16 protein-coding genes are annotated in these 18,981 nt (G+C 59.9%); all 16 read left to right on the plus strand.

The features are described from left to right. Positions 1 to 134 precede the first annotated feature (134 nt). The 16 genes from HBO10_RS13005 to HBO10_RS13080 all read left to right on the plus strand — a co-directional run bounded on the left by HBO10_RS13005 (position 135) and on the right by HBO10_RS13080 (position 18,732). Complete coding sequence (locus HBO10_RS13005; protein ID WP_003192988.1) at positions 135 to 875, plus strand: flagellar basal body rod protein FlgF; 741 nt, start codon at positions 135 to 137, stop codon at positions 873 to 875. 62 nt (positions 876 to 937) lie between these two features. After that, positions 938 to 1,723, plus strand: a complete 786-nt coding sequence (gene flgG, locus HBO10_RS13010; protein ID WP_003192986.1) for a flagellar basal-body rod protein FlgG — start codon at positions 938 to 940, stop codon at positions 1,721 to 1,723. 52 nt (positions 1,724 to 1,775) lie between these two features. Then, complete coding sequence (gene flgH, locus HBO10_RS13015; RefSeq protein WP_034126774.1) at positions 1,776 to 2,471, plus strand: flagellar basal body L-ring protein FlgH; 696 nt, start codon at positions 1,776 to 1,778, stop codon at positions 2,469 to 2,471. A gap of 6 nt (positions 2,472 to 2,477) precedes the next feature. After that, on the plus strand, positions 2,478 to 3,587 hold the full coding sequence (locus HBO10_RS13020) for a flagellar basal body P-ring protein FlgI (protein WP_161793221.1): 1,110 nt from the start codon (positions 2,478 to 2,480) through the stop codon (positions 3,585 to 3,587). A 4-nt stretch (positions 3,588 to 3,591) separates the two neighbouring features. Further along, entirely contained in the window at positions 3,592 to 4,851 is a 1,260-nt protein-coding gene (gene flgJ, locus HBO10_RS13025; protein ID WP_034126775.1) for a flagellar assembly peptidoglycan hydrolase FlgJ, read from the plus strand. A 10-nt stretch (positions 4,852 to 4,861) separates the two neighbouring features. Beyond that, positions 4,862 to 6,907 carry a flagellar hook-associated protein FlgK gene (flgK, locus tag HBO10_RS13030; RefSeq protein WP_034126776.1) on the plus strand — a complete coding sequence of 682 codons (2,046 nt, stop codon included), beginning with the start codon at positions 4,862 to 4,864 and terminating at the stop codon, positions 6,905 to 6,907. Between the two features lie 14 nt (positions 6,908 to 6,921). Next, a complete protein-coding gene (locus HBO10_RS13035) occupies positions 6,922 to 8,526 on the plus strand; it encodes a flagellar hook-associated protein 3 (RefSeq protein ID WP_034126777.1) in 1,605 nt (534 codons plus the stop codon). 276 nt (positions 8,527 to 8,802) lie between these two features. Next, positions 8,803 to 9,732 (plus strand): ketoacyl-ACP synthase III, encoded by a 930-nt coding sequence (locus HBO10_RS13040; protein ID WP_034126778.1) that lies wholly within the window; start codon positions 8,803 to 8,805, stop codon positions 9,730 to 9,732. Between the two features lie 398 nt (positions 9,733 to 10,130). Further along, a complete protein-coding gene (locus HBO10_RS13045; protein WP_034126779.1) occupies positions 10,131 to 11,609 on the plus strand; it encodes a flagellin in 1,479 nt (492 codons plus the stop codon). Between the two features lie 74 nt (positions 11,610 to 11,683). Further along, positions 11,684 to 12,034 carry a flagellar protein FlaG gene (locus HBO10_RS13050; protein WP_034126780.1) on the plus strand — a complete coding sequence of 117 codons (351 nt, stop codon included), beginning with the start codon at positions 11,684 to 11,686 and terminating at the stop codon, positions 12,032 to 12,034. Between the two features lie 80 nt (positions 12,035 to 12,114). Beyond that, positions 12,115 to 13,518 carry a flagellar filament capping protein FliD gene (gene fliD / locus HBO10_RS13055; RefSeq protein ID WP_034126781.1) on the plus strand — a complete coding sequence of 468 codons (1,404 nt, stop codon included), beginning with the start codon at positions 12,115 to 12,117 and terminating at the stop codon, positions 13,516 to 13,518. Positions 13,519 to 13,657: 139 nt separating this feature from the next. Next, entirely contained in the window at positions 13,658 to 14,062 is a 405-nt protein-coding gene (gene fliS, locus HBO10_RS13060; protein WP_034126782.1) for a flagellar export chaperone FliS, read from the plus strand. Positions 14,063 to 14,087: 25 nt separating this feature from the next. Continuing rightward, positions 14,088 to 14,384 (plus strand): flagellar protein FliT, encoded by a 297-nt coding sequence (locus HBO10_RS13065; RefSeq protein WP_034126783.1) that lies wholly within the window; start codon positions 14,088 to 14,090, stop codon positions 14,382 to 14,384. A gap of 169 nt (positions 14,385 to 14,553) precedes the next feature. Next, positions 14,554 to 16,026 carry a sigma-54 dependent transcriptional regulator gene (locus tag HBO10_RS13070; protein ID WP_034126784.1) on the plus strand — a complete coding sequence of 491 codons (1,473 nt, stop codon included), beginning with the start codon at positions 14,554 to 14,556 and terminating at the stop codon, positions 16,024 to 16,026. A gap of 110 nt (positions 16,027 to 16,136) precedes the next feature. Further along, positions 16,137 to 17,348, plus strand: coding sequence for an ATP-binding protein (locus HBO10_RS13075; RefSeq protein WP_034126785.1), 1,212 nt, complete (start codon positions 16,137 to 16,139; stop codon positions 17,346 to 17,348). Positions 17,349 to 17,355: 7 nt separating this feature from the next. Next, positions 17,356 to 18,732, plus strand: coding sequence for a sigma-54 dependent transcriptional regulator (locus HBO10_RS13080; RefSeq protein WP_034127042.1), 1,377 nt, complete (start codon positions 17,356 to 17,358; stop codon positions 18,730 to 18,732). Positions 18,733 to 18,981: the final 249 nt, after the last annotated feature.

Raw genomic sequence — 18,981 nt, forward strand, 5'->3', positions numbered from 1 at the left:
ACTTCTTTCAGCTACTCCACGAAACCCCTGCCCCGCCTGGACTTTAGCCTCATTTAAAAAGTTGGTTCGCAAATTGCTTAAGCCTCCTCAGTACAGCGGTGGGCGGCAAGCGTCCGTCAGAAAGAGGATAGAGCGTGGACAAGTACCTTTATGTGGCAATGACCGGCGCCAGCCAGAATGCACTGGCGCAGAAGGCCCATGCCAACAATCTGGCGAACATTTCCACCAACGGCTTCCAGCGCGACCTGGAACAGGCGCGTTCGATGCCGGTGTTCGGTGACAGCTTTCCGGCGCGGGCGTTTGCCATGACCGAACGTCCGGCTACCGACTTTTCACCGGGCGCGATGATCGAAACCGGCCGCGACTTGGACGTAGCCGTCAGCGGCGACGGCTGGATGGCGGTGCAGACCCCCGATGGCGGCGAAGCCTACGTGCGCAGCGCCAGCATGAACGTGGATGCCCTGGGCGTGCTGCGGGCCGGCAACGGTATGCCGATCATGGGCAACGGTGGCCCGATCGCCGTGCCGCCCCAGCAGAAAATCGAAGTGGGTTCGGACGGCACTATCAGTATCCGCGCCATGGGCGAAGGTCCGCGGGTGATGGCGGAAGTGGACCGTATCAAGATGGTTCAGCCTGACCTCAAGAACATGACCAAGGGCCTGGACGGCACCATCCACACCAAGGATGGCCAACCGGCCCAGGCCGACGCGAACGTGCGGCTGACCTCGGGTTTCCTGCAGGCGAGCAACGTCAATGCCGTGGAAGAAATGACCGCAGTGCTGGCGCTGGCCAAGCAGTTCGAGCTGCATATCAAGATGATGAACAGCGCTAAAGAAGACGACCAGGCCATGACGCGCGTCATGCAGATGAGCTGATCCAAGCCCATTAACTAATTTGCAACGCAGCGCCAACCATCCGGCGCACGAAGGAGAACAGCATGCTTCCGGCTCTATGGGTTGCCAAGACAGGCCTGTCCGCCCAGGACACCAACCTGACGACCATTTCCAACAACCTGGCAAACGTGTCGACCACGGGCTTCAAACGTGACCGCGCCGAGTTCCAGGACTTGCTCTATCAGATCAAGAAGCAACCGGGCGCCCAATCGACCCAGGACAGCGAACTGCCGTCGGGCCTGCAACTGGGTACCGGTGTGCAGATCGTCGGCACCCAGAAAAACTTCAGCGCCGGCAACCTGCAGCAAACCGGCCAGCCCCTGGACATGGCGATCAACGGCCGGGGCTTTTTTCAAGTGCTGCAACCGGATGGCACCACTTCTTACACCCGTGACGGCACCTTCCACCTGGACTCCAACGGCCAGATCGTGACCGCCAACGGGTTCGCCCTGGAGCCTGCTGTCGTGGTGCCGCCCGACGCCAAGACCTTCACCGTCGGCAACGACGGCACCGTGTCCATCACTGTCGCTGGCAACCCAGCGTCCCAGGTGATCGGCAACCTGCAAACCGCCGACTTCATCAACCCGGCCGGCCTGCAGGCCATGGGCAACAACCTGTTCCTGGAAACCGCCTCCAGTGGCGCGCCGCAAATCGGCACCCCTGGCTTGAACGGCTTCGGCACCACGCTGCAAAGCACCCTGGAAACCTCCAACGTCAGCACCGTTGAGGAGATGGTCAACATGATCACCACCCAGCGCGCCTACGAGATGAACTCCAAGGTGATTTCCACCGCCGACCAGATGCTTTCGTTCGTTACGCAGAATCTGTAATCAGTCTATGGGGCGCCCTTGAGGGTGCCTGCAACACCGTGAGGTTAGGGTCATGAATCGCTATGTTTGTGTGTTGGCATTGAGTGGGATCGCCGTGCTTGCGGGCTGTGTCGCCCCCACGCCAAAGCCCAATGACCCGTACTACGCGCCGGTGTTGCCACGCACGCCGCTGCCGGCGGCGGCCAACAATGGCTCGATCTACCAGGCCGGTTTCGAGCAGAACCTGTACAGCGACCGCAAGGCGTTCCGGGTCGGTGACATCATCACCATCACCCTGAACGAGAAGACCCAGGCCAGCAAGAACGCCAACTCGCAGATCGGCAAGAACAGCAAGACCAGCATCGGCCTGACCTCGCTGTTCGGCGGCGGCCTGAACACCAACAACCCGCTGGGCGGTGGTGACCTGAGCCTGGACGCCGGCTACAGCGGCGACCGCGCCACCAACGGCAAGAGCGCGGCCGGGCAGGGCAACAGCCTGACCGGTTCGATCACCGTGACCGTCGCCGATGTATTGCCCAACGGCATCATTGCCGTGCGCGGTGAAAAGTGGATGACCCTCAACACCGGCGACGAGCTGGTGCGCATCGCCGGCATGGTACGCGCCGATGACATCTCCACCGACAACACCGTGCCGTCGACGCGCATTGCCGATGCACGCATTACCTACTCGGGCACCGGTTCGTTTGCCGATGCGAGCCAGCCGGGCTGGTTCGACCGCTTCTTCCTCAGCCCGCTGTTCCCTTTCTAGGTGGCCATTTTGAAGTTCAAACAGCTGATGGCGATGGCGCTTTTGCTGGCCTTGAGTGCTGTGGCCCAGGCCGAGCGCCTGAAGGACATCGCCAGTATTTCCGGCGTGCGCTCCAACCAGTTGATCGGCTATGGCCTGGTCGTGGGGCTCAACGGCACGGGTGACCAGACCACCCAGACGCCGTTCACCCTGCAAACCTTCAATAACATGCTCTCCCAGTTCGGCATCAAGGTACCGCCAGGCTCGGGCAACGTGCAGTTGAAGAACGTCGCGGCGGTGTCGATCAGCGCCGATCTGCCCGCGTTCGCCAAGCCGGGGCAGGTGGTGGACATTACCGTGTCGTCCATGGGTAACTCCAAGAGCCTGCGCGGCGGCACCTTGCTGATGACGCCGCTCAAAGGTATCGACGGCAACGTCTACGCCATCGCCCAGGGCAACCTGGTGGTCGGCGGTTTTGACGCCGAAGGCCGCGACGGCTCGAAGATCACCGTCAACGTGCCGTCGGCCGGGCGTATCCCCGGTGGCGCCACGGTTGAACGCACCGTGCCGAGTGGTTTCAACCAGGGCAACAGCCTGACCCTGAACCTCAACCGCTCCGACTTCACCACCGCCAAGCGCGTGGTCGACAAGATCAACGACATGCTCGGCCCTGGCGTGGCCCAGGCCATCGACGGCGGCTCGGTTCGCGTCACTGCGCCTTTGGACCCAAGCCAGCGCGTGGACTACCTGTCGATCCTGGAAAACCTTGAAGTGGACCCAGGCCAGGCCGTAGCGAAAGTCATCATCAACTCGCGCACCGGCACCATCGTGATCGGCCAGAACGTCAAGGTCTCGCCAGCGGCGGTAACCCACGGCAGCCTGACGGTGACCATCACCGAAGACCCGATCGTCAGCCAGCCTGGGCCGTTGTCCGGTGGCCAGACTGCCGTGGTCCCGCGCTCGCGGGTCAATGCCCAGCAAGAAGCCAAGCCGATGTTCAAGTTCGGCCCCGGCACCACCCTGGACGAGATTGTCCGTGCGGTGAACCAGGTGGGCGCTGCGCCCGGCGACTTGATGGCGATCCTCGAAGCTTTGAAGCAGGCCGGCGCGTTGCAAGCCGACCTGATCGTGATCTGAGGCCATGGCCATGGATATGCGCAAGAGCGGCATCAGCAGCACGGCGGACTCGGGGTCTTACTCCGACCTGAACCGGCTTAACCAGCTCAAGGTCGGTGACGACAAAAACAGCGAAGGCAACCTGCGCAAAGTGGCGCAGGAATTCGAGTCGCTGTTTTTGAACGAGATGCTCAAGTCCATGCGTTCGGCCACCGAGGCCCTGGGCAAGGACAACCCGCTGAACACCCCGGCCGCCAAGCAATACCAGGAAATGTACGACCAGCAACTGGCGGTGTCGATGTCCCGCGAAGGTGGCGGTATCGGCCTGGCCGATGTGCTGATGCGCCAGATGCAGAAGAACAAGCCGGTGGAGGCTCAGGCCGCCACCTTGCAAGGCCCGGCGGCGGATGCGCCGGTGAAGAAAGTCGATGTGCCGACCGAGATTGCCGCCGGTACCCAGGCCGAAGGCCCGTTGGGCCGCTCCAATGGACAGCGGCCTTTGTGGGCGTATCGCGTGGCCGTGCCTGAGGGCGCCAGCACCCATGCCAACGACATGGAACTGATGAACCAGCGTCGTATCGCCTTGCCCAGCAAGCTGGCCGACCGCCTGCTGGCGGGTATCGTGCCGAACGCTCCGGTCGAAGCCAAATCCGCGCCCCTGCGTAACAGCGCTGCCGACGACACGGTCATCAACAGCAGCGCGCGTAGCTTTGCCGTGCCGAGCGGGCGCATGCAGGTGTATGGCCGCGCCATTGCCCAGCCACCGCTGGCGCCGGCCAAGAAAGCCTTCAGCTCCCAGGATGAATTTGTCGCCACCATGTTGCCGATGGCCAAGGCCGCTGCCGCACGGATTGGTATCGACCCCAAGTACCTGGTGGCCCAGGCGGCACTGGAAACCGGTTGGGGCAAATCAGTCATGCGCGCCGAGGACGGCAGCAGCAGCCACAATTTGTTTGGCATCAAGGCCGGGCAGAGCTGGCAGGGCGGTCAGGCCCGGGCGATCACCAGCGAGTTTCGCGATGGGGCGATGGTCAAGGAAACGGCGCAATTCCGTTCCTACAGCTCCTACCAGGACAGCTTCCACGACCTCGTGACCCTGCTGCAAAGCCATGATCGCTATAAAGAAGTTGTGAAATCAGCCGACAACCCGGAACAGTTTGTACGCGAGTTGCAAAAAGCCGGTTATGCAACCGACCCGGATTACGCCAGCAAGATTTCGCAGATCGCAAAAAACATGAACAGTTACCAGAACTACGCTGCCGCTGGCGCAACCACACATTTATAAGGTCTGAACCATGAGTTTGCTCAGTATCGGGATGTCAGGGCTCAATGCCGCTCAAGGATCGTTGTCGGTCTTGAGTAATAACATCGCCAACGCCAACACCTCGGGTTATTCGCGCCAGCAGACCACGCAGAATGCGAGTGCCAACAACCCCTACGGCGGTGTGTACATTGGCAGCGGCACCACGCTGGCGGATGTGCGTCGGGTCTATAACGAGTTCCTGGACGCGGCCTACCAGAACAGCACGGCGCTCAATAACGATGCCAAGGCTTATTCCAGCCAGGCCAGCGCCATCGACAAGACCTTGTCGGACAAAACAACCGGCATGTCTTCGGTGCTCAGCGCGTTTTTTGCCGCTGTGCAGACCTCCGCGGCCAACCCCAGCGACGTGTCTGCCCGGCAAGTGCTGCTGACCAGCGCCCAGACCCTGAGTAACCGTTTCAACGCCATCTCCAGCCAATTGACTCAACAGAAAGAGTCGATCAATGGCCAGTTGAGCACCATGAGTGACCAGGTCAACCAGTTGACCTCCTCGATTGCTTCGCTCAACAAGCAGATCACCCAGGCCCAGGGCTCAAGCAACAGCGCCCCGGCCAACCTGCTGGACGCCCGTAACGAGGCGGTGCGCTCGCTCAATGAACTGGTGGGTGTGACCACCAGTGAACAGAATGGTGTGTTCAGCGTCAGCACCGGCACGGGCCAATCCCTGGTATTGGGCGACCGGTCCAACACCCTCTCGGCAGTGCCGAGCGCTAGCGACCCAAGCCAGTACACCATTGCGCTCAATGCTGGCGGCGGTACGGCGATCGATCTGGGCAACGTGCTCAGTGGGGGCAGCATCGGCGGCCTGTTGCGTTATCGCAGTGATGCCCTGATGCCGGCCATCAATGACTTGGGGCGTATTGCCCTGGCGACAGCCGATACCATCAACAGCCAACTGGGGCAGGGCCTGGACTTGAACGGTGACTTCGGCTCATCGCTGTTCAAGGACATCAACAGCGCGGCGGCCATTGCTCAGCGCAGTCAGGGCGCGCTGGGCAACAGCACGGGCTCCGGCAATTTGAATGTGACCATTGCGGACACCAGCAAGCTGTCGACCTACGACTACAAAGTGACCTTTACCAGCGGCAACAACTACACGGTGGTGCGTTCCGACGGCAAGGCCATGGGCGCGTTCGACACCAATACCGCGCCACCGCCGGTGATCGATGGGTTCACCCTGGCGTTGGATGGCAAGGGGCCGATGGCGGCGGGCGATAGTTTCAAAGTCAGCCCTACCGCCAGCGGTGCCACCAACATCGGCACGACTTTGACGGACGCCAATAAAATCGCGTTCGCCGGGCCATTGCTGGGCGAGGGCAGCAAGACCAACCAGGGTACCGGCACTTTTACACCGCCGACCCTGACCCTGCCTATCGATATTCATGGTGGCGCCGATACCGCGCAATTGCGTACCGGCATTGAGCACTCGATGCCAGTGAAGATGGTATTCGGCAAGCCGGCCGCCGACGGCACCCAGGGCTACACGCTCAACGATGCCCAGGGCAACCCGATTGGCACCGGCACCATCGTGCCGGGCCAAGGCAACAAAATCACGGTCGATGTACCGATGCGGGATGCCAACGGCACGCTGCTGGTGCCGGCCAAAAGCTTCAAGTTCGATACCACGGTCGCCGGGTCGCCCGCCGCTGGCGACAGCACCACGTTTTCCTTCAACGCCTCGGGCAAGTCGGATAACCGTAACGCCCAGGCGTTGCTCGACCTGCAGACCAAAGCCACCGTCGGCCTGTCCGATGGCAGTGGCGGCGGAGTGAGCCTGGTGGCGGCCAACAGTCGCCTGGTGTCGACCGTCGGGGCCAAGGCCGCGTCGGCCAATACCGACACCACGGCCACGGGCGCCTTGCTCAAGGCCAACCAGGATGCGCGCAACTCCGTGTCCCAGGTCAACCTCGATGAAGAGGCGGGCGACATGATCAAATTCCAGCAGTACTACACCGCCTCGTCGCAGATCATCAAGGCTGCGCAAGAAACCTTCAGCACGCTGATCAATAGTCTTTAAGGGAGTCTGGGACGATGCGTATTTCCACTGCACAGTATTTTGAAACCAGTGCCGCCAAGTACACGGACAACTATTCCAGCGTGGTGAAGGCCCAGGAGCAGGCCAGTTCCGGCGTGCGCGTGCAGACCGCAGCGGATGACCCGGTGGCGGCGGCGAGGTTGTTGTTGCTGCAACAGCAGAAGGACATGCTCGGGCAGTTCAACGGCAATATCACCAGTTTGAAGAACTCGTTGACCAACGAGGAAAGCGTATTGGGTGCAATCAACGAGGCGCTGCAGGCGGCCAGTACCTTGGCCATTGAAGCGGGCGGTTCGCGCAGCGATGCCGACCGCAAGTCGATTGCCGGCCAGATCGGTGCGCTTGAAGACCAGGTGCTGGGCTTGCTTAACAGCAAGGATTCCTCGGGCAACTATCTGTTTTCCGGCTCCAAGACCTCGACGCCGCCCTACAGCCGTAACAGCGACGGCACCTACACCTATCAGGGTGATGAAACGCCGCTGAGCCTGCAGGTTTCCGATTCCCTGAGAGTCAGTGCCGGTGACACCGGCAAGAGCATCATGGACGGTGCCGTTAACTCGGGCCGCACCCAGGCGACCTGGATCGCACCTGCAATCGTGCCGCCGGCGACGGCGCCAGTGCCCAATGATCATAAAGTCTCAGTGTCGGCCGGCCTGGTGACTTCAGGCTCGGATTACACGAATAAATTCGCCGATGGCGAGCCTTACAAGCTGACCTTTACCAGCAGCACTCAGTACAAGGTCTCCGACAAGAACGGCAACGACATCACGTCGGAAATCCCTGGCAACGGCACCTTTGATTCCACCAAGGAAGGCGGCTCCACCGTGAGCCTGCGCGGCGTGAATTTTGATATTGCGGTGGATCTCAAGGATATGGCGACGGGGCCGGACGCCGATGCGCTGGTCAAGGACCGTTCGTTCAGCCTGGCCGCCAAACCCGACACCTTCAGTGTTTCGCGCACGCCCAGTAATGCCTCCACTGCGCAGCTGACGAATGCGCAGGTGAGCAACCCGGCCACCTATGCCAGTACGTTCCCGGCTAACAGCGGGGCGGTGATCAAGTTCACCAGTGGCACGGCGTATGAAGTCTATGCCCAGCCCTACAGTGCCGACAGTAAAGCGATCGCAACCGGCGACACCGGTGGCGGTACGACCGTGACGGCAGCAGGCGTGACCTTTGATGTCAGCGGCACACCGCAAGCCGGCGATCAGTTTGCGGTCGCTGCCAGCACTGCCAAGACCCAGAACGCGCTGGATACCCTGAGCCAACTGCGCAAGGCGCTGGAGCAACCGGCCGACGGCAACCCGGCGGCGATGGTCAAGCTCAAGGATGCGCTCGACGCTTCCATCAGTAATTTTGCCAATTCACGTGCCCAGGTCGATAACGTGCGCGGTTCCATCGGGGCCCGCGAAGCTGCACTGGATATCCAGTCGGCGGAAAACATCAGTATCGGCACTGCAAACAAAAGCACCATGAGCGATCTGGCGAACATTGACATGGGCGAAGCGGCGATCAACCTCACGTTGCAGCAAACCATGTTGCAGGCCTCGCAACTGGCGTTCGTTAAAATCTCCCAGCTGAACCTGTTCAGCCGCATGTAATCGTCGCAATGAACAACGGCCTCCCCTGGCGACAGGGGAGGCCGTTGTCGTTTCTGGCATGGAAATGTTGCCGGTTTTTGCACAAAGCGCGCAAAATTGAGTGACCTGTGAGTCATAAAGCGCATCTTCACTGTATCGTGTGAAAAGGATAAGTCGTCACAGGGCCTTTATCGGGCGGCTTTCAGCGAGATTTTCATGGGGTTATCCCCTTTATTGTCAGCACTCCCGGCGTAGTCCGAGGGGTGTTCTCCAGCTATTTAGTATTGGGAAGCCACAATGATTGGCATAAAAAGCATCGCCAGTTACGTGCCGGCAGACGGGATCGATAACTACGCCCAGGGTGCCAAATTCGCCAAGGATGAAGAGTTCATCATCGGCAAGATCGGTTCGGCGTTCCTGCCGCGCAAGGAAGCTGCACAGGAGACTTCCGACCTGTGCGTCGAAGCAGTCAATGCATTGTTTGCCAACAACACGGATTTGAAGCGCGAGTCCATCGACGCGCTGATCGTCGTCACCCAGAACGGCGATGAAGAGGGCTTGCCCCACACCGCCGCCATCGTCCAGGACAAATTGGGCCTGCCGACTCACGTTGCCGCTTTCGATATTTCCCTGGGCTGCTCCGGCTACGTGTACGGCATCTACGCGATGAAAGGCTTCATGGAAGCCGCCGGCCTGAAAAACGGCCTGCTGATCACCGCCGACCCGTATTCCAAGATCGTCGACCCGGAAGACCGCAACACCACCATGCTGTTCGGTGATGCCGCCACCGCCACCTGGATGGGCGAGGACGCGCCGTGGTTGCTGGGCAAATCCAAGTTCGGTACCGACGGTTCCGGCGCGCCGCACTTGAAGGTCAGCGATGGTGTGTTCTTCATGAACGGCCGCCAGGTGTTCAACTTCGCCTTGCTCAAGGTGCCGGCACACTTGCACGAACTGCTCAATGAGTCGGACCTCAAGGCAGATGACATTGATGCGTTCTGCATCCACCAGGGCAGCGCGGCCATCGTCGACGCCGTGGCGCGCCGCTTTGAAGAAGCGCCGGTGGACAAGTTCATCAAGGACATGGTCGAGACCGGCAATACCGTGTCATCGAGCATTCCGTTGCTGCTGGAAAAGCACGTGATGGACGCCACCTGGAAGCGCGTGGCAATCAGCGGCTTTGGTGTGGGGCTGTCGTGGGGCTCGGCGATTCTCTATCGTCCGTGATGCTTTAGCGGCTTCATGAAAAACGCCGATGATCGAATGATCATCGGCGTTTTTTTTGCGCCCCCTTTTTAGGAGCGAGCTTGCTCGCGAAGAACCTGAGGGCGCCGCGTGCATTCTGAATGCCCGCGTCATTGTTAACGTTCTTCGCGAGCAAGCTCGCTCCTGCAAGGGGGGACGTCTTGAAGGCGAAGTTTTGGCGCCAGTAACCCGTGATTACTGGCGTTTCACGCCTCTATAAGCCGTTGAAATACAAGGGCTGGCACAGGGCTAGTAAAAAAAATCAAAAAAACCCTCAAGCAACCGGCTACCACGACGATAACTATTACGTAGGTTCTCAGGCCACACCCGGCGGTTGCCAGGGCCGGAAGCCGCAGTATCCATCCAACGAGGATTTCGTCATGGCTTTAACAGTAAACACCAACATTGCTTCCATCACGACTCAGGGCAACCTGAACAAAGCTGGCGGCGCCCTGGCCACTTCCATGCAGCGCCTGTCTTCCGGCCTGCGTATCAACAGCGCTAAAGACGACGCTGCCGGCCTGCAGATCGCTAACCGCCTGACCAGCCAAATCAACGGCCTGGGCCAAGCTGTAAAAAACGTGAACGACGGCATCTCCATCGCTCAGACCGCTGAAGGCGCGATGCAGGCTTCGACCGACATCCTGCAAAAAATGCGTACCCTGGCCCTGTCCTCGGCTACCGGCTCCCTGAGCGCCGACGACCGTAAGTCGAACAACGACGAATACCAGGCCCTGACTTCGGAACTGACCCGTATCTCGCAAACCACTACTTTCGGTGGCCAGAAGCTGCTGGACGGTTCGTACGGTACCAAGGCTATCCAGGTTGGCGCCAACGCCAACGAAACTATCAACCTGAGCCTGGAAAACGTTGCGGCTAACAACATTGGTTCGCAGCAGGTTAAATCCGGCGCGCTGACGCCTAACGCTACCGGCCTGGCTGCTGGTTCGATCGCCATCACCGGCAATGGCCAGACTGCAAACGTTGCTGTCAACCCTGCTGACTCTGCCAAGACCATTGCTGCCGGTCTGAACGGCGCCATCGGTGGCCTTAGCGCTACTGCCAGCACCGAAGTCAAGTTCTCGGTAGACGAGACCAAAACCAAGGGCGATCCTGCTGCAACTCCGCCTGTTGCCGGTGTTCCAGCCAGCTTCTCGATCGATGTAGGTGGTGCTACCGTCAAAATCGTTGGCGTAACCAGCACTGCCGACCTGGCTGATCAACTGAAGTCCAACGCTGCCAAACTGGGCGTGAGCGTTAACTACGACGAAGCCAAGGGCACTCTGGAAGTCAAATCCGACTCCGGTGAAAACATCAAGTTTACCAGCGACGCGCTGGGTGCTGATGCTGTCAGCGTTAACGTAAAAGACGGTGCTGGCAAATATGCAGCTGCCGCTACTAACCTGGGCGCTGCCGTCAACGATCCAATCATTGCAACTGGTCAGATCTCCCTGGATTCGTCCAAGGGCTACTCCCTGGCCAACGGCGCTACCGGTACTTCGGTAACCACTTTGTTCGGCGCAGCTCAGGTGTCTTCCCAGAAGACTTCCGTTGCCCAAACCGACGTGACTGACGCTACCAATGCTCAGAACGCTCTGGCTGTAATCGACAAGGCCATCGGCACCATCGACAGCGTACGTTCGGGCCTGGGTGCTACCCAGAACCGTCTGACTACCACTGCAGACAACCTGCAGAACATTCAGAAGAACTCCACCGCTGCACGCTCCACCGTTCAGGACGTCGACTTCGCTTCCGAAACCGCCGAACTGACCAAGCAACAAACCCTGCAGTCGGCTTCCACCGCGATCCTGTCGCAGGCTAACCAGCTGCCATCCGCTGTACTGAAACTGCTTCAGTAATCAGCGCGCTTGGTAACTAACGGAAGGGCGCGTTTACGTGCCCTTCCGTTTTTTCGGTTTAGAGGAGATTGGACATGGACATGAGTGTAAAGCTGAACCAGTCTTATCCGCCGGTTGCCCCTCAAGGCGCGCCTCCCAAGGTGACTGCCGATCAAAGCAGCAGCAAGGCCCAGGAAGTGGCGGCAACCGGCAAAGAGCCTGAGCGCGCGGACCTGGAAAAAGCAGTAACCGACATTCGCGAATTCGTCCAGGCTGCCCAGCGCAGCCTGGATTTTTCCATTGACGATTCGACCCACCGGGTCGTGGTCAAGGTCATTGCCACCGACAGTGGTGAAGTGATCCGTCAGATTCCGTCGGAAACGGCGTTGAAACTGGCACAAAACCTTTCCAGCGCAAGCAACGTGTTGTTTGACGACAAGGTGTGAGCTGGCATGAAATTTGTTGCTGTCAGGTCTTGAGGCGCAATAAGTCAAGATAACGGCAGCCACCGAACAGGAGATAGATGATGGCGGGTTCAACGGTAAGTGGTATCGGTTCGAACATCGATACGCAAGCGATCGTGAAGTCCTTGGTGGACGCCGAAAAGGTGCCCAAGCAGACGCAGATCAATACCGCGTCTCAGAAGGCGACCACCACGCTGTCTTCGATCGGCAAGATTCAGGCCGCCCTGGATGCATTCCGTGGCGCTCTTGACAATATGACTGCCAGCTCCAGCTTCACGGGTTTGACCGGCTCATCTTCGGATGAAAAAGTTGCGACCATGACTGCGAGCAATACAGCCTCCAACGGCAGCTTCCGGCTGATCGTGAACCAGTTGGCGCAGCCTTCGAAGCTATCGAGCAAAATCTTCACCGGTGGTGCCAACAGCGTGGTCAACGCTACCGACAAGCCTACGACCCTAACAATCAGTCAGTCGGGCAAGAGTTACGACGTTAATATCCCGGCTGGAGCAACGTTGCAGCAGGTGCGCGATTCGATCAACACCCAATTCGGCACCTCCGGGTTGAGCGCCAACATCCAGACCGACTCCAATGGTTCGCGTCTGATCCTGACGTCGACCACTATGGGCACTGGTTCGGATCTGAAGTTGTCGGGTAATTCGGGGCTGGATGTCGGCTCGACGGTTATCGACGAGCCCAAGGACGCGCTGTACAGCATCGATGGTGTTGCATCTGTCTCCAAATCCAACAACATCGAGGGTGCGCTCAGCGGGGTAAATATCAAGCTGGTCTCGGTATCCGCACTAAAGACTGCGGGCGACACTTCTCCGACGCCTGAGCGCAATGCGACGCTCATCACTGTCAGTACCAACAACACCGCGCTCAAGTCTGGCGTTAAGGGTTTCATCGACACCTATAACGCCCTGATCACGGCAATGAACGCCGAAACCAAGGTCACCAAGAACCTGGACGGCAGCACCACGGCCGCTGCCCTGACTGGCGACTCCACCATGCGCTCGCTGCAGGCGGCGATCCGCAATGAGTTCAATACCATTTCCGGTACCGGTCAGTTCAAGTCCCTGGCGCAATTTGGCGTCAGCACCAGCTCTACTACTGGTTTGCTGTCCATGGACGATAAAAAGTGGGACGCTGCAGTCAAGACCAATGCGGCCGACATCAACAGTATGTTCGCTGGCAAGAATGGCATGTTGGCGCGCATGAAGAGTGCAACGGATGACTTTGCCAAGGCCTCAACCGGGGTGCTGGCGACACGTTCCAATTCCTTGTCCGATAGCCTCAAGGACATCGCAAAGCAGCAGGAAACCCTGAACGAGCGCATGGAACTGCTGACCAACAGCCTCTCCGCCAAATACAACGCCATGGACACCTTGGTTGCCCAACTGCGCCAGCAAAGCACCAGCGTCATGACCACGCTCAACGCCTTGAACAACCCTAAAACCAATAACTGATCGCCACTCACGCAAAAGGCCAGGCAACCTGCCTGGCCTTTTCGTACCGAAAGACGACCGGTGTTAAAGCTTTTTGCGGCCCAGTCGACATATTGGTTACTAGAATCCTTTTCGCTGTCGCCTGTCACGAGGTAGAAACATGAACCCTATGCGAGCCCTTCGCCAATACCAGAAGGTCAATTCCCACGCACAGATCTCCGAAGCCAGCCCGCATCGCCTGGTGCAGATGCTGATGGAAGGCGGCCTGGATCGCATGTCCCAGGCCAAGGGCGCCCTGGCGCGTGGTGACATCGCACAGAAGGGTTTGATGCTCGGCAAGGCCATCGACATCGTTATCGGGCTGCGCGATGGCCTGGATGCTGAAAAGAGTGATAACCCGGCTTATGTTCAGCAGTTGGAAAGCCTTTATGTGTACATGACCAATCGGTTGATGGAGGCTAACCAGCAAAACGACTCCGAGATCATCGACGAAGTCGCTCGCTTGATGATTACCGTAAAAGAAGGCTGGGATGCTATCGGCGCGCCACAAGGCGCAGCAGAATAAGGCCACGGGCCTTGAGGAACTCGTCATGAGCCACGCACTGCAACGCATTGATGAAACCCGTGAAGCCCTGGTCGACGCGCTGGCTGCGCGCAACTGGGATGCCATCAGCGAGCTCGACCTGGGCTGCCGCAGTGTGATCGATCAGGTGCTGAGCGAAGCGCCGGTGGATGAGGATGCGCTGCGTGGAAAGCTGGAAAGTCTGTTGGCGGTTTACCAGCAGTTGCTTGAAGTGACGACCGGCGAGCGCCAGGCGATCTTCGAAGAGATGTCGCAGATCAACCAAGCGAAAAATGCGTCAAAGGTTTACCATCTGTTCGGTTGAAAGGGCGCAGTTAATCCGAACGGCGCGTCATATATTTGACTATGCCATCATTTTTGACTTAACTAGTGCTGTTTTCAGATTTCAGACGTCTAGAAGGTAAGAAATCTTACAGACGTCTTGATTGCCCTCATTCCGGGGCAGGAAGTTTTACTAGGGAAGTTGCTATTGCATGTGGCGTGAAACCAAAATTCTGCTGATCGATGACGATAGCGTCCGCCGCCGCGATTTAGCGGTGATTTTAAATTTTCTCGGTGAAGAAAATTTACCCTGCGGCAGCCACGATTGGCAGCAGGCGGTCAGCTCGTTGTCGTCGAGCCGTGAAGTCATTTGTGTATTGATCGGGACGGTAAACGCTCCTGGCGCAGTTCTGGGCCTGTTAAAGACACTGTCTACCTGGGATGAGTTCCTTCCGGTGTTGCTAATGGGCGATATTTCTTCCGTGGACCTGCCGGAAGACCAGCGCCGCCGCGTGCTATCCAACCTGGAAATGCCGCCCAGCTACAGCAAATTGCTCGATTCCCTGCACCGTGCCCAGGTCTATCGCGAGATGTACGACCAGGCCCGCGAGCGCGGCCGTCACCGTGAACCCAACCTGTTCCGCAGCCTGGTCGGCACCAGCCGCGCCATCCAGCACGTGCGCCAGATGATGCAGCAAGTGGCCGATACCGACGCCAGCGTGCTGATCCTCGGCGAGTCGGGCACCGGCAAGGAAGTGGTCGCGCGCAACCTGCACTATCACTCCAAGCGTCGCGACGGGCCCTTTGTGCCGGTCAACTGCGGGGCGATCCCGGCAGAGCTGCTGGAAAGCGAATTGTTCGGCCACGAGAAGGGCGCCTTTACCGGGGCGATCACCAGCCGTGCCGGGCGCTTTGAGCTGGCCAATGGCGGCACCCTGTTCCTCGACGAAATCGGCGACATGCCGTTGCCGATGCAGGTCAAGCTGCTGCGCGTACTGCAAGAGCGCACCTTCGAGCGCGTGGGCAGCAACAAGACCCAGAGCGTGGACGTGCGCATCATTGCCGCCACCCACAAGAACCTCGAAAGCATGATCGAGGTCGGCAGCTTCCGCGAAGACCTGTACTACCGCCTCAACGTATTCCCTATCGAGATGGCCCCGCTGCGCGAGCGCGTGGAAGACATCCCGTTGCTGATGAACGAACTGATCTCGCGCATGGAGCACGAGAAGCGCGGCTCCATTCGTTTCAACTCCGCGGCAATCATGTCCCTGTGCCGCCACGGCTGGCCGGGCAACGTCCGCGAGCTGGCCAACCTGGTGGAGCGCATGGCGATCATGCATCCGTACGGGGTGATCGGCGTGGTCGAGTTGCCGAAGAAATTCCGCTACGTCGACGACGAGGACGAGCAGATGGACAGCCTGCGCAGCGACATGGAAGAGCGCGTGGCAATCAACGGCCATACTCCAGACTTCGGCGCTAGCGCGATGTTGCCGCCCGAAGGCCTGGATCTCAAGGACTACCTCGGCAACCTGGAACAAGGCCTGATCCAACAGGCGCTGGACGATGCCAACGGCATCGTCGCCCGTGCCGCCGAGCGCCTGCGTATCCGTCGCACCACCCTGGTGGAGAAGATGCGCAAGTACGGGATGAGCCGCAAAGAAGGTGATGAACAGGCGGATGATTGACGCCTGTTTTTCAACTACTTGATTTACAGGTAGATTTTTTTCGGCACGGGTATTGCTACAGTCCTCGCAACGTTCCGTTTAACTGACGGTCAGCCAAGCGAGAGAGCATCATGCCCCACGCCGCCCAACTATCTTCGGCCCCTGCCATCCAGGGGCTGGTTTCGCCTGTAGAACCGCCGACCCGCCAGAGCCTGGAGCACGCGCTCTCGCAGTTCAACCAGATGTCGAACCAGCTGACCGACTCCTACAGCCTGCTTGAGGCCCGGGTTTCCGAGCTTAAAGGCGAACTGGCGGTGGTCAGCGCCCAGCGAATGCAGGAGCTGGCCGAGAAAGAACGCCTGGCCAACCGTCTGCAAAACCTGCTGGACCTGTTGCCCGGTGGCGTGATCGTCATCGACGACCAAGGCCGCGTTCGCGAAGCCAACCCGGCGGCCTGCGACCTGCTTGGCTTGCCGCTGGAAGGCGAGCTGTGGCGTGAAGTCATCACCCGCTGTTTCGCCCCCCGTGAAGACGACGGCCACGAAGTCTCCCTCAAGGACGGGCGCCGGCTGTCCATTGCGACCCGTTCCCTGGACGCCGAGCCGGGCCAGCTTGTGCTACTCAATGACCTGACAGAAACCCGGCACCTGCAAGATCAGTTGGCTCGCCATGAGCGGCTGTCGTCCCTGGGGCGGATGGTCGCTTCCTTGGCGCATCAGATTCGTACGCCGTTGTCGGCGGCATTGATCTACGCCAGCCATTTGACTGACGAGCAATTACCAGCGGCCACCCACCAACGCTTTGCCGGGCGCCTCAAGGAGCGCCTGCATGAGTTGGAACACCAAGTACGTGACATGCTGGTATTTGCCCGCGGCGAACTGCCGCTGACCGATCGCGTTACCCCTGCCGGTTTGATGCAGTCGCTGCAAGCGGCAGCGGCGACCCATGTGCAGGAGGCCAACCTGCGCTGGCAGTGCGACAGCCACCAGGGCGAATTGCTGTGCAACCGCGACACCCTGGTGGGCGCGCTGCTCAACCTGATCGAAAACGCTACCCAGGCCAGTGGCCCCGGGGCGCGCCTGAAAGTGCACCTGTATAGCCGCGGACAAACCCTGCGCCTGTGCGTCAGCGACAGCGGCAGCGGTATCGCCCCGCAGGTGCTGCAGCGCCTGGGCGAGCCGTTTTTTACCACCAAGACCAACGGCACTGGCCTGGGTCTGACCGTGGTCAAGGCAGTGGCCCGTGCCCATCAGGGACAATTGCAGCTGCGTTCGCGCCTGGGGCGTGGCACCTGTGCATTGATGACCTTGCCGCTGTTTTCCAGCGCGGCAAGCGCGGAGTAAGAGGATGATGGCTATCAAGGTTTTATTGGTGGAAGACGATCGCGCCCTGCGTGAAGCATTGGCTGACACGCTGCTGTTGGCGGGCCATGACTACCGTGCGGTCGGCTCTGCCGAGGAAGCCTTGGAGGCGGTCGAGCAGGAAACCTTCAGCCTGGTGGTCAGCGACGTCAACATGCCCGGCATGGACGGCCACCAGTTGCTCGGCCTGCTGCGGGTGCGCCAGCCGCAACTGCCGGTGCTGCTGATGACCGCCCATGGCGCGGTGGAGCGGGCGGTGGATGCCATGCGTCAGGGCGCGGCGGATTACCTGGTCAAGCCGTTCGAACCCAAGGCGTTGATCGAACTGGTCGCCCGGCATGCCCTGGGCGTGATGCCCGCAGCCGACGGCGATGGCCCGATTGCCTTTGAGCCGGCCAGCGCGCAATTGCTGGAACTGGCAGCGCGGGTGGCGCGCAGTGATTCCACTGTGCTGATTTCCGGCGAGTCCGGCACCGGTAAAGAAGTGCTGGCGCGTTATATCCACCAGCAATCGGGCCGTGCCAAGCAACCGTTCATTGCGATCAACTGCGCGGCGATCCCCGACAACATGCTGGAAGCCACCTTGTTTGGCCATGAAAAGGGCTCGTTCACCGGCGCCATCGCGGCCCAGGCCGGCAAGTTCGAACAAGCCGACGGCGGCACCATTCTGCTCGACGAAATCTCGGAAATGCCCCTGGGCCTGCAAGCCAAGTTGCTGCGTGTGTTGCAGGAGCGTGAAGTGGAGCGCGTGGGGGCACGCAAGCCGATCCAGCTGGATATCCGCGTGGTTGCCACCACCAACCGCGACCTGGCGGGCGAAGTGGCGGCGGGGCGCTTCCGTGAAGACCTCTTCTACCGGTTGTCGGTGTTCCCGCTGGCCTGGCGCCCATTGCGTGAGCGCCCGGCGGATATCATCCCCTTGGCCGAGCGCCTACTGAACAACCACGTCAAAAAAATGAAGCATGCCCAGGCGCGGTTGTCGCCCGAGGCCCAGGCGTGCCTGGTCAATTACCCATGGCCGGGCAACGTGCGCGAGTTGGATAATGCCATACAGCGTGCGCTGATTTTGCAGCAGGGCGGCTTGATCCAGCCGCAGGATTTCTGCCTGGCCATGGGTAATGGCGTTGCGCCGTTGCCGAGCCTGGCCCCGGCTCCAGTGGTCGCCGAGGCGGAATCGGCAGGCGCCCTGGGTGATGACCTGCGCCGCCGTGAATTTCAGATGATCATCGACACCCTGCGCGCCGAGCGTGGCCGCCGCAAAGAAGCGGCCGAGCGCCTAGGCATCAGCCCGCGTACCTTGCGCTACAAGCTGGCGCAGATGCGCGACGCCGGTATGGATGTGGAAGCCTATCTGTTCGCCACCTGACTTCGCGCCCATACCGTTTTTTTGTAGGAGCGAGCTTGCTCGCGAAAAACGTCAACGATAACGCGTGCTTCCTGGATGCTCGCGGCGTCCATGAGTTCTTCGCGAGCAAGCTCGCTCCTACCAAAAACTTGCGGTAACAAGTTCGACAAGCTTTGTCGCCTTTTCTTACGAGTTGCTCCAGAGCTGGCACCCTTGTTGCTACCACCCCTAGTAACCGCTGCGTAGTGTCAAAAAATTGCGGGTCGTCGG

The sequence above is a fragment of the Pseudomonas sp. WS 5503 genome (genome assembly GCF_012985385.1).
GTDB lineage: Bacteria > Pseudomonadota > Gammaproteobacteria > Pseudomonadales > Pseudomonadaceae > Aquipseudomonas > Aquipseudomonas paracarnis.

Coding starts and splice junctions, on each gene's coding strand:
- flgG (WP_003192986.1), top strand. CDS start 938: ATGCTTCCGGCTCTATGGGTTGCCAAGACAGGCCTGTCCGCCCAGGAC.
- flgH (WP_034126774.1), top strand. CDS start 1,776: ATGAATCGCTATGTTTGTGTGTTGGCATTGAGTGGGATCGCCGTGCTT.
- flgJ (WP_034126775.1), top strand. CDS start 3,592: ATGGCCATGGATATGCGCAAGAGCGGCATCAGCAGCACGGCGGACTCG.
- flgK (WP_034126776.1), top strand. CDS start 4,862: ATGAGTTTGCTCAGTATCGGGATGTCAGGGCTCAATGCCGCTCAAGGA.
- HBO10_RS13035 (WP_034126777.1), top strand. CDS start 6,922: ATGCGTATTTCCACTGCACAGTATTTTGAAACCAGTGCCGCCAAGTAC.
- HBO10_RS13040 (WP_034126778.1), top strand. CDS start 8,803: ATGATTGGCATAAAAAGCATCGCCAGTTACGTGCCGGCAGACGGGATC.
- HBO10_RS13045 (WP_034126779.1), top strand. CDS start 10,131: ATGGCTTTAACAGTAAACACCAACATTGCTTCCATCACGACTCAGGGC.
- HBO10_RS13050 (WP_034126780.1), top strand. CDS start 11,684: ATGGACATGAGTGTAAAGCTGAACCAGTCTTATCCGCCGGTTGCCCCT.
- fliD (WP_034126781.1), top strand. CDS start 12,115: ATGGCGGGTTCAACGGTAAGTGGTATCGGTTCGAACATCGATACGCAA.
- fliS (WP_034126782.1), top strand. CDS start 13,658: ATGAACCCTATGCGAGCCCTTCGCCAATACCAGAAGGTCAATTCCCAC.
- HBO10_RS13065 (WP_034126783.1), top strand. CDS start 14,088: ATGAGCCACGCACTGCAACGCATTGATGAAACCCGTGAAGCCCTGGTC.
- HBO10_RS13070 (WP_034126784.1), top strand. CDS start 14,554: ATGTGGCGTGAAACCAAAATTCTGCTGATCGATGACGATAGCGTCCGC.
- HBO10_RS13075 (WP_034126785.1), top strand. CDS start 16,137: ATGCCCCACGCCGCCCAACTATCTTCGGCCCCTGCCATCCAGGGGCTG.
- HBO10_RS13080 (WP_034127042.1), top strand. CDS start 17,356: ATGGCTATCAAGGTTTTATTGGTGGAAGACGATCGCGCCCTGCGTGAA.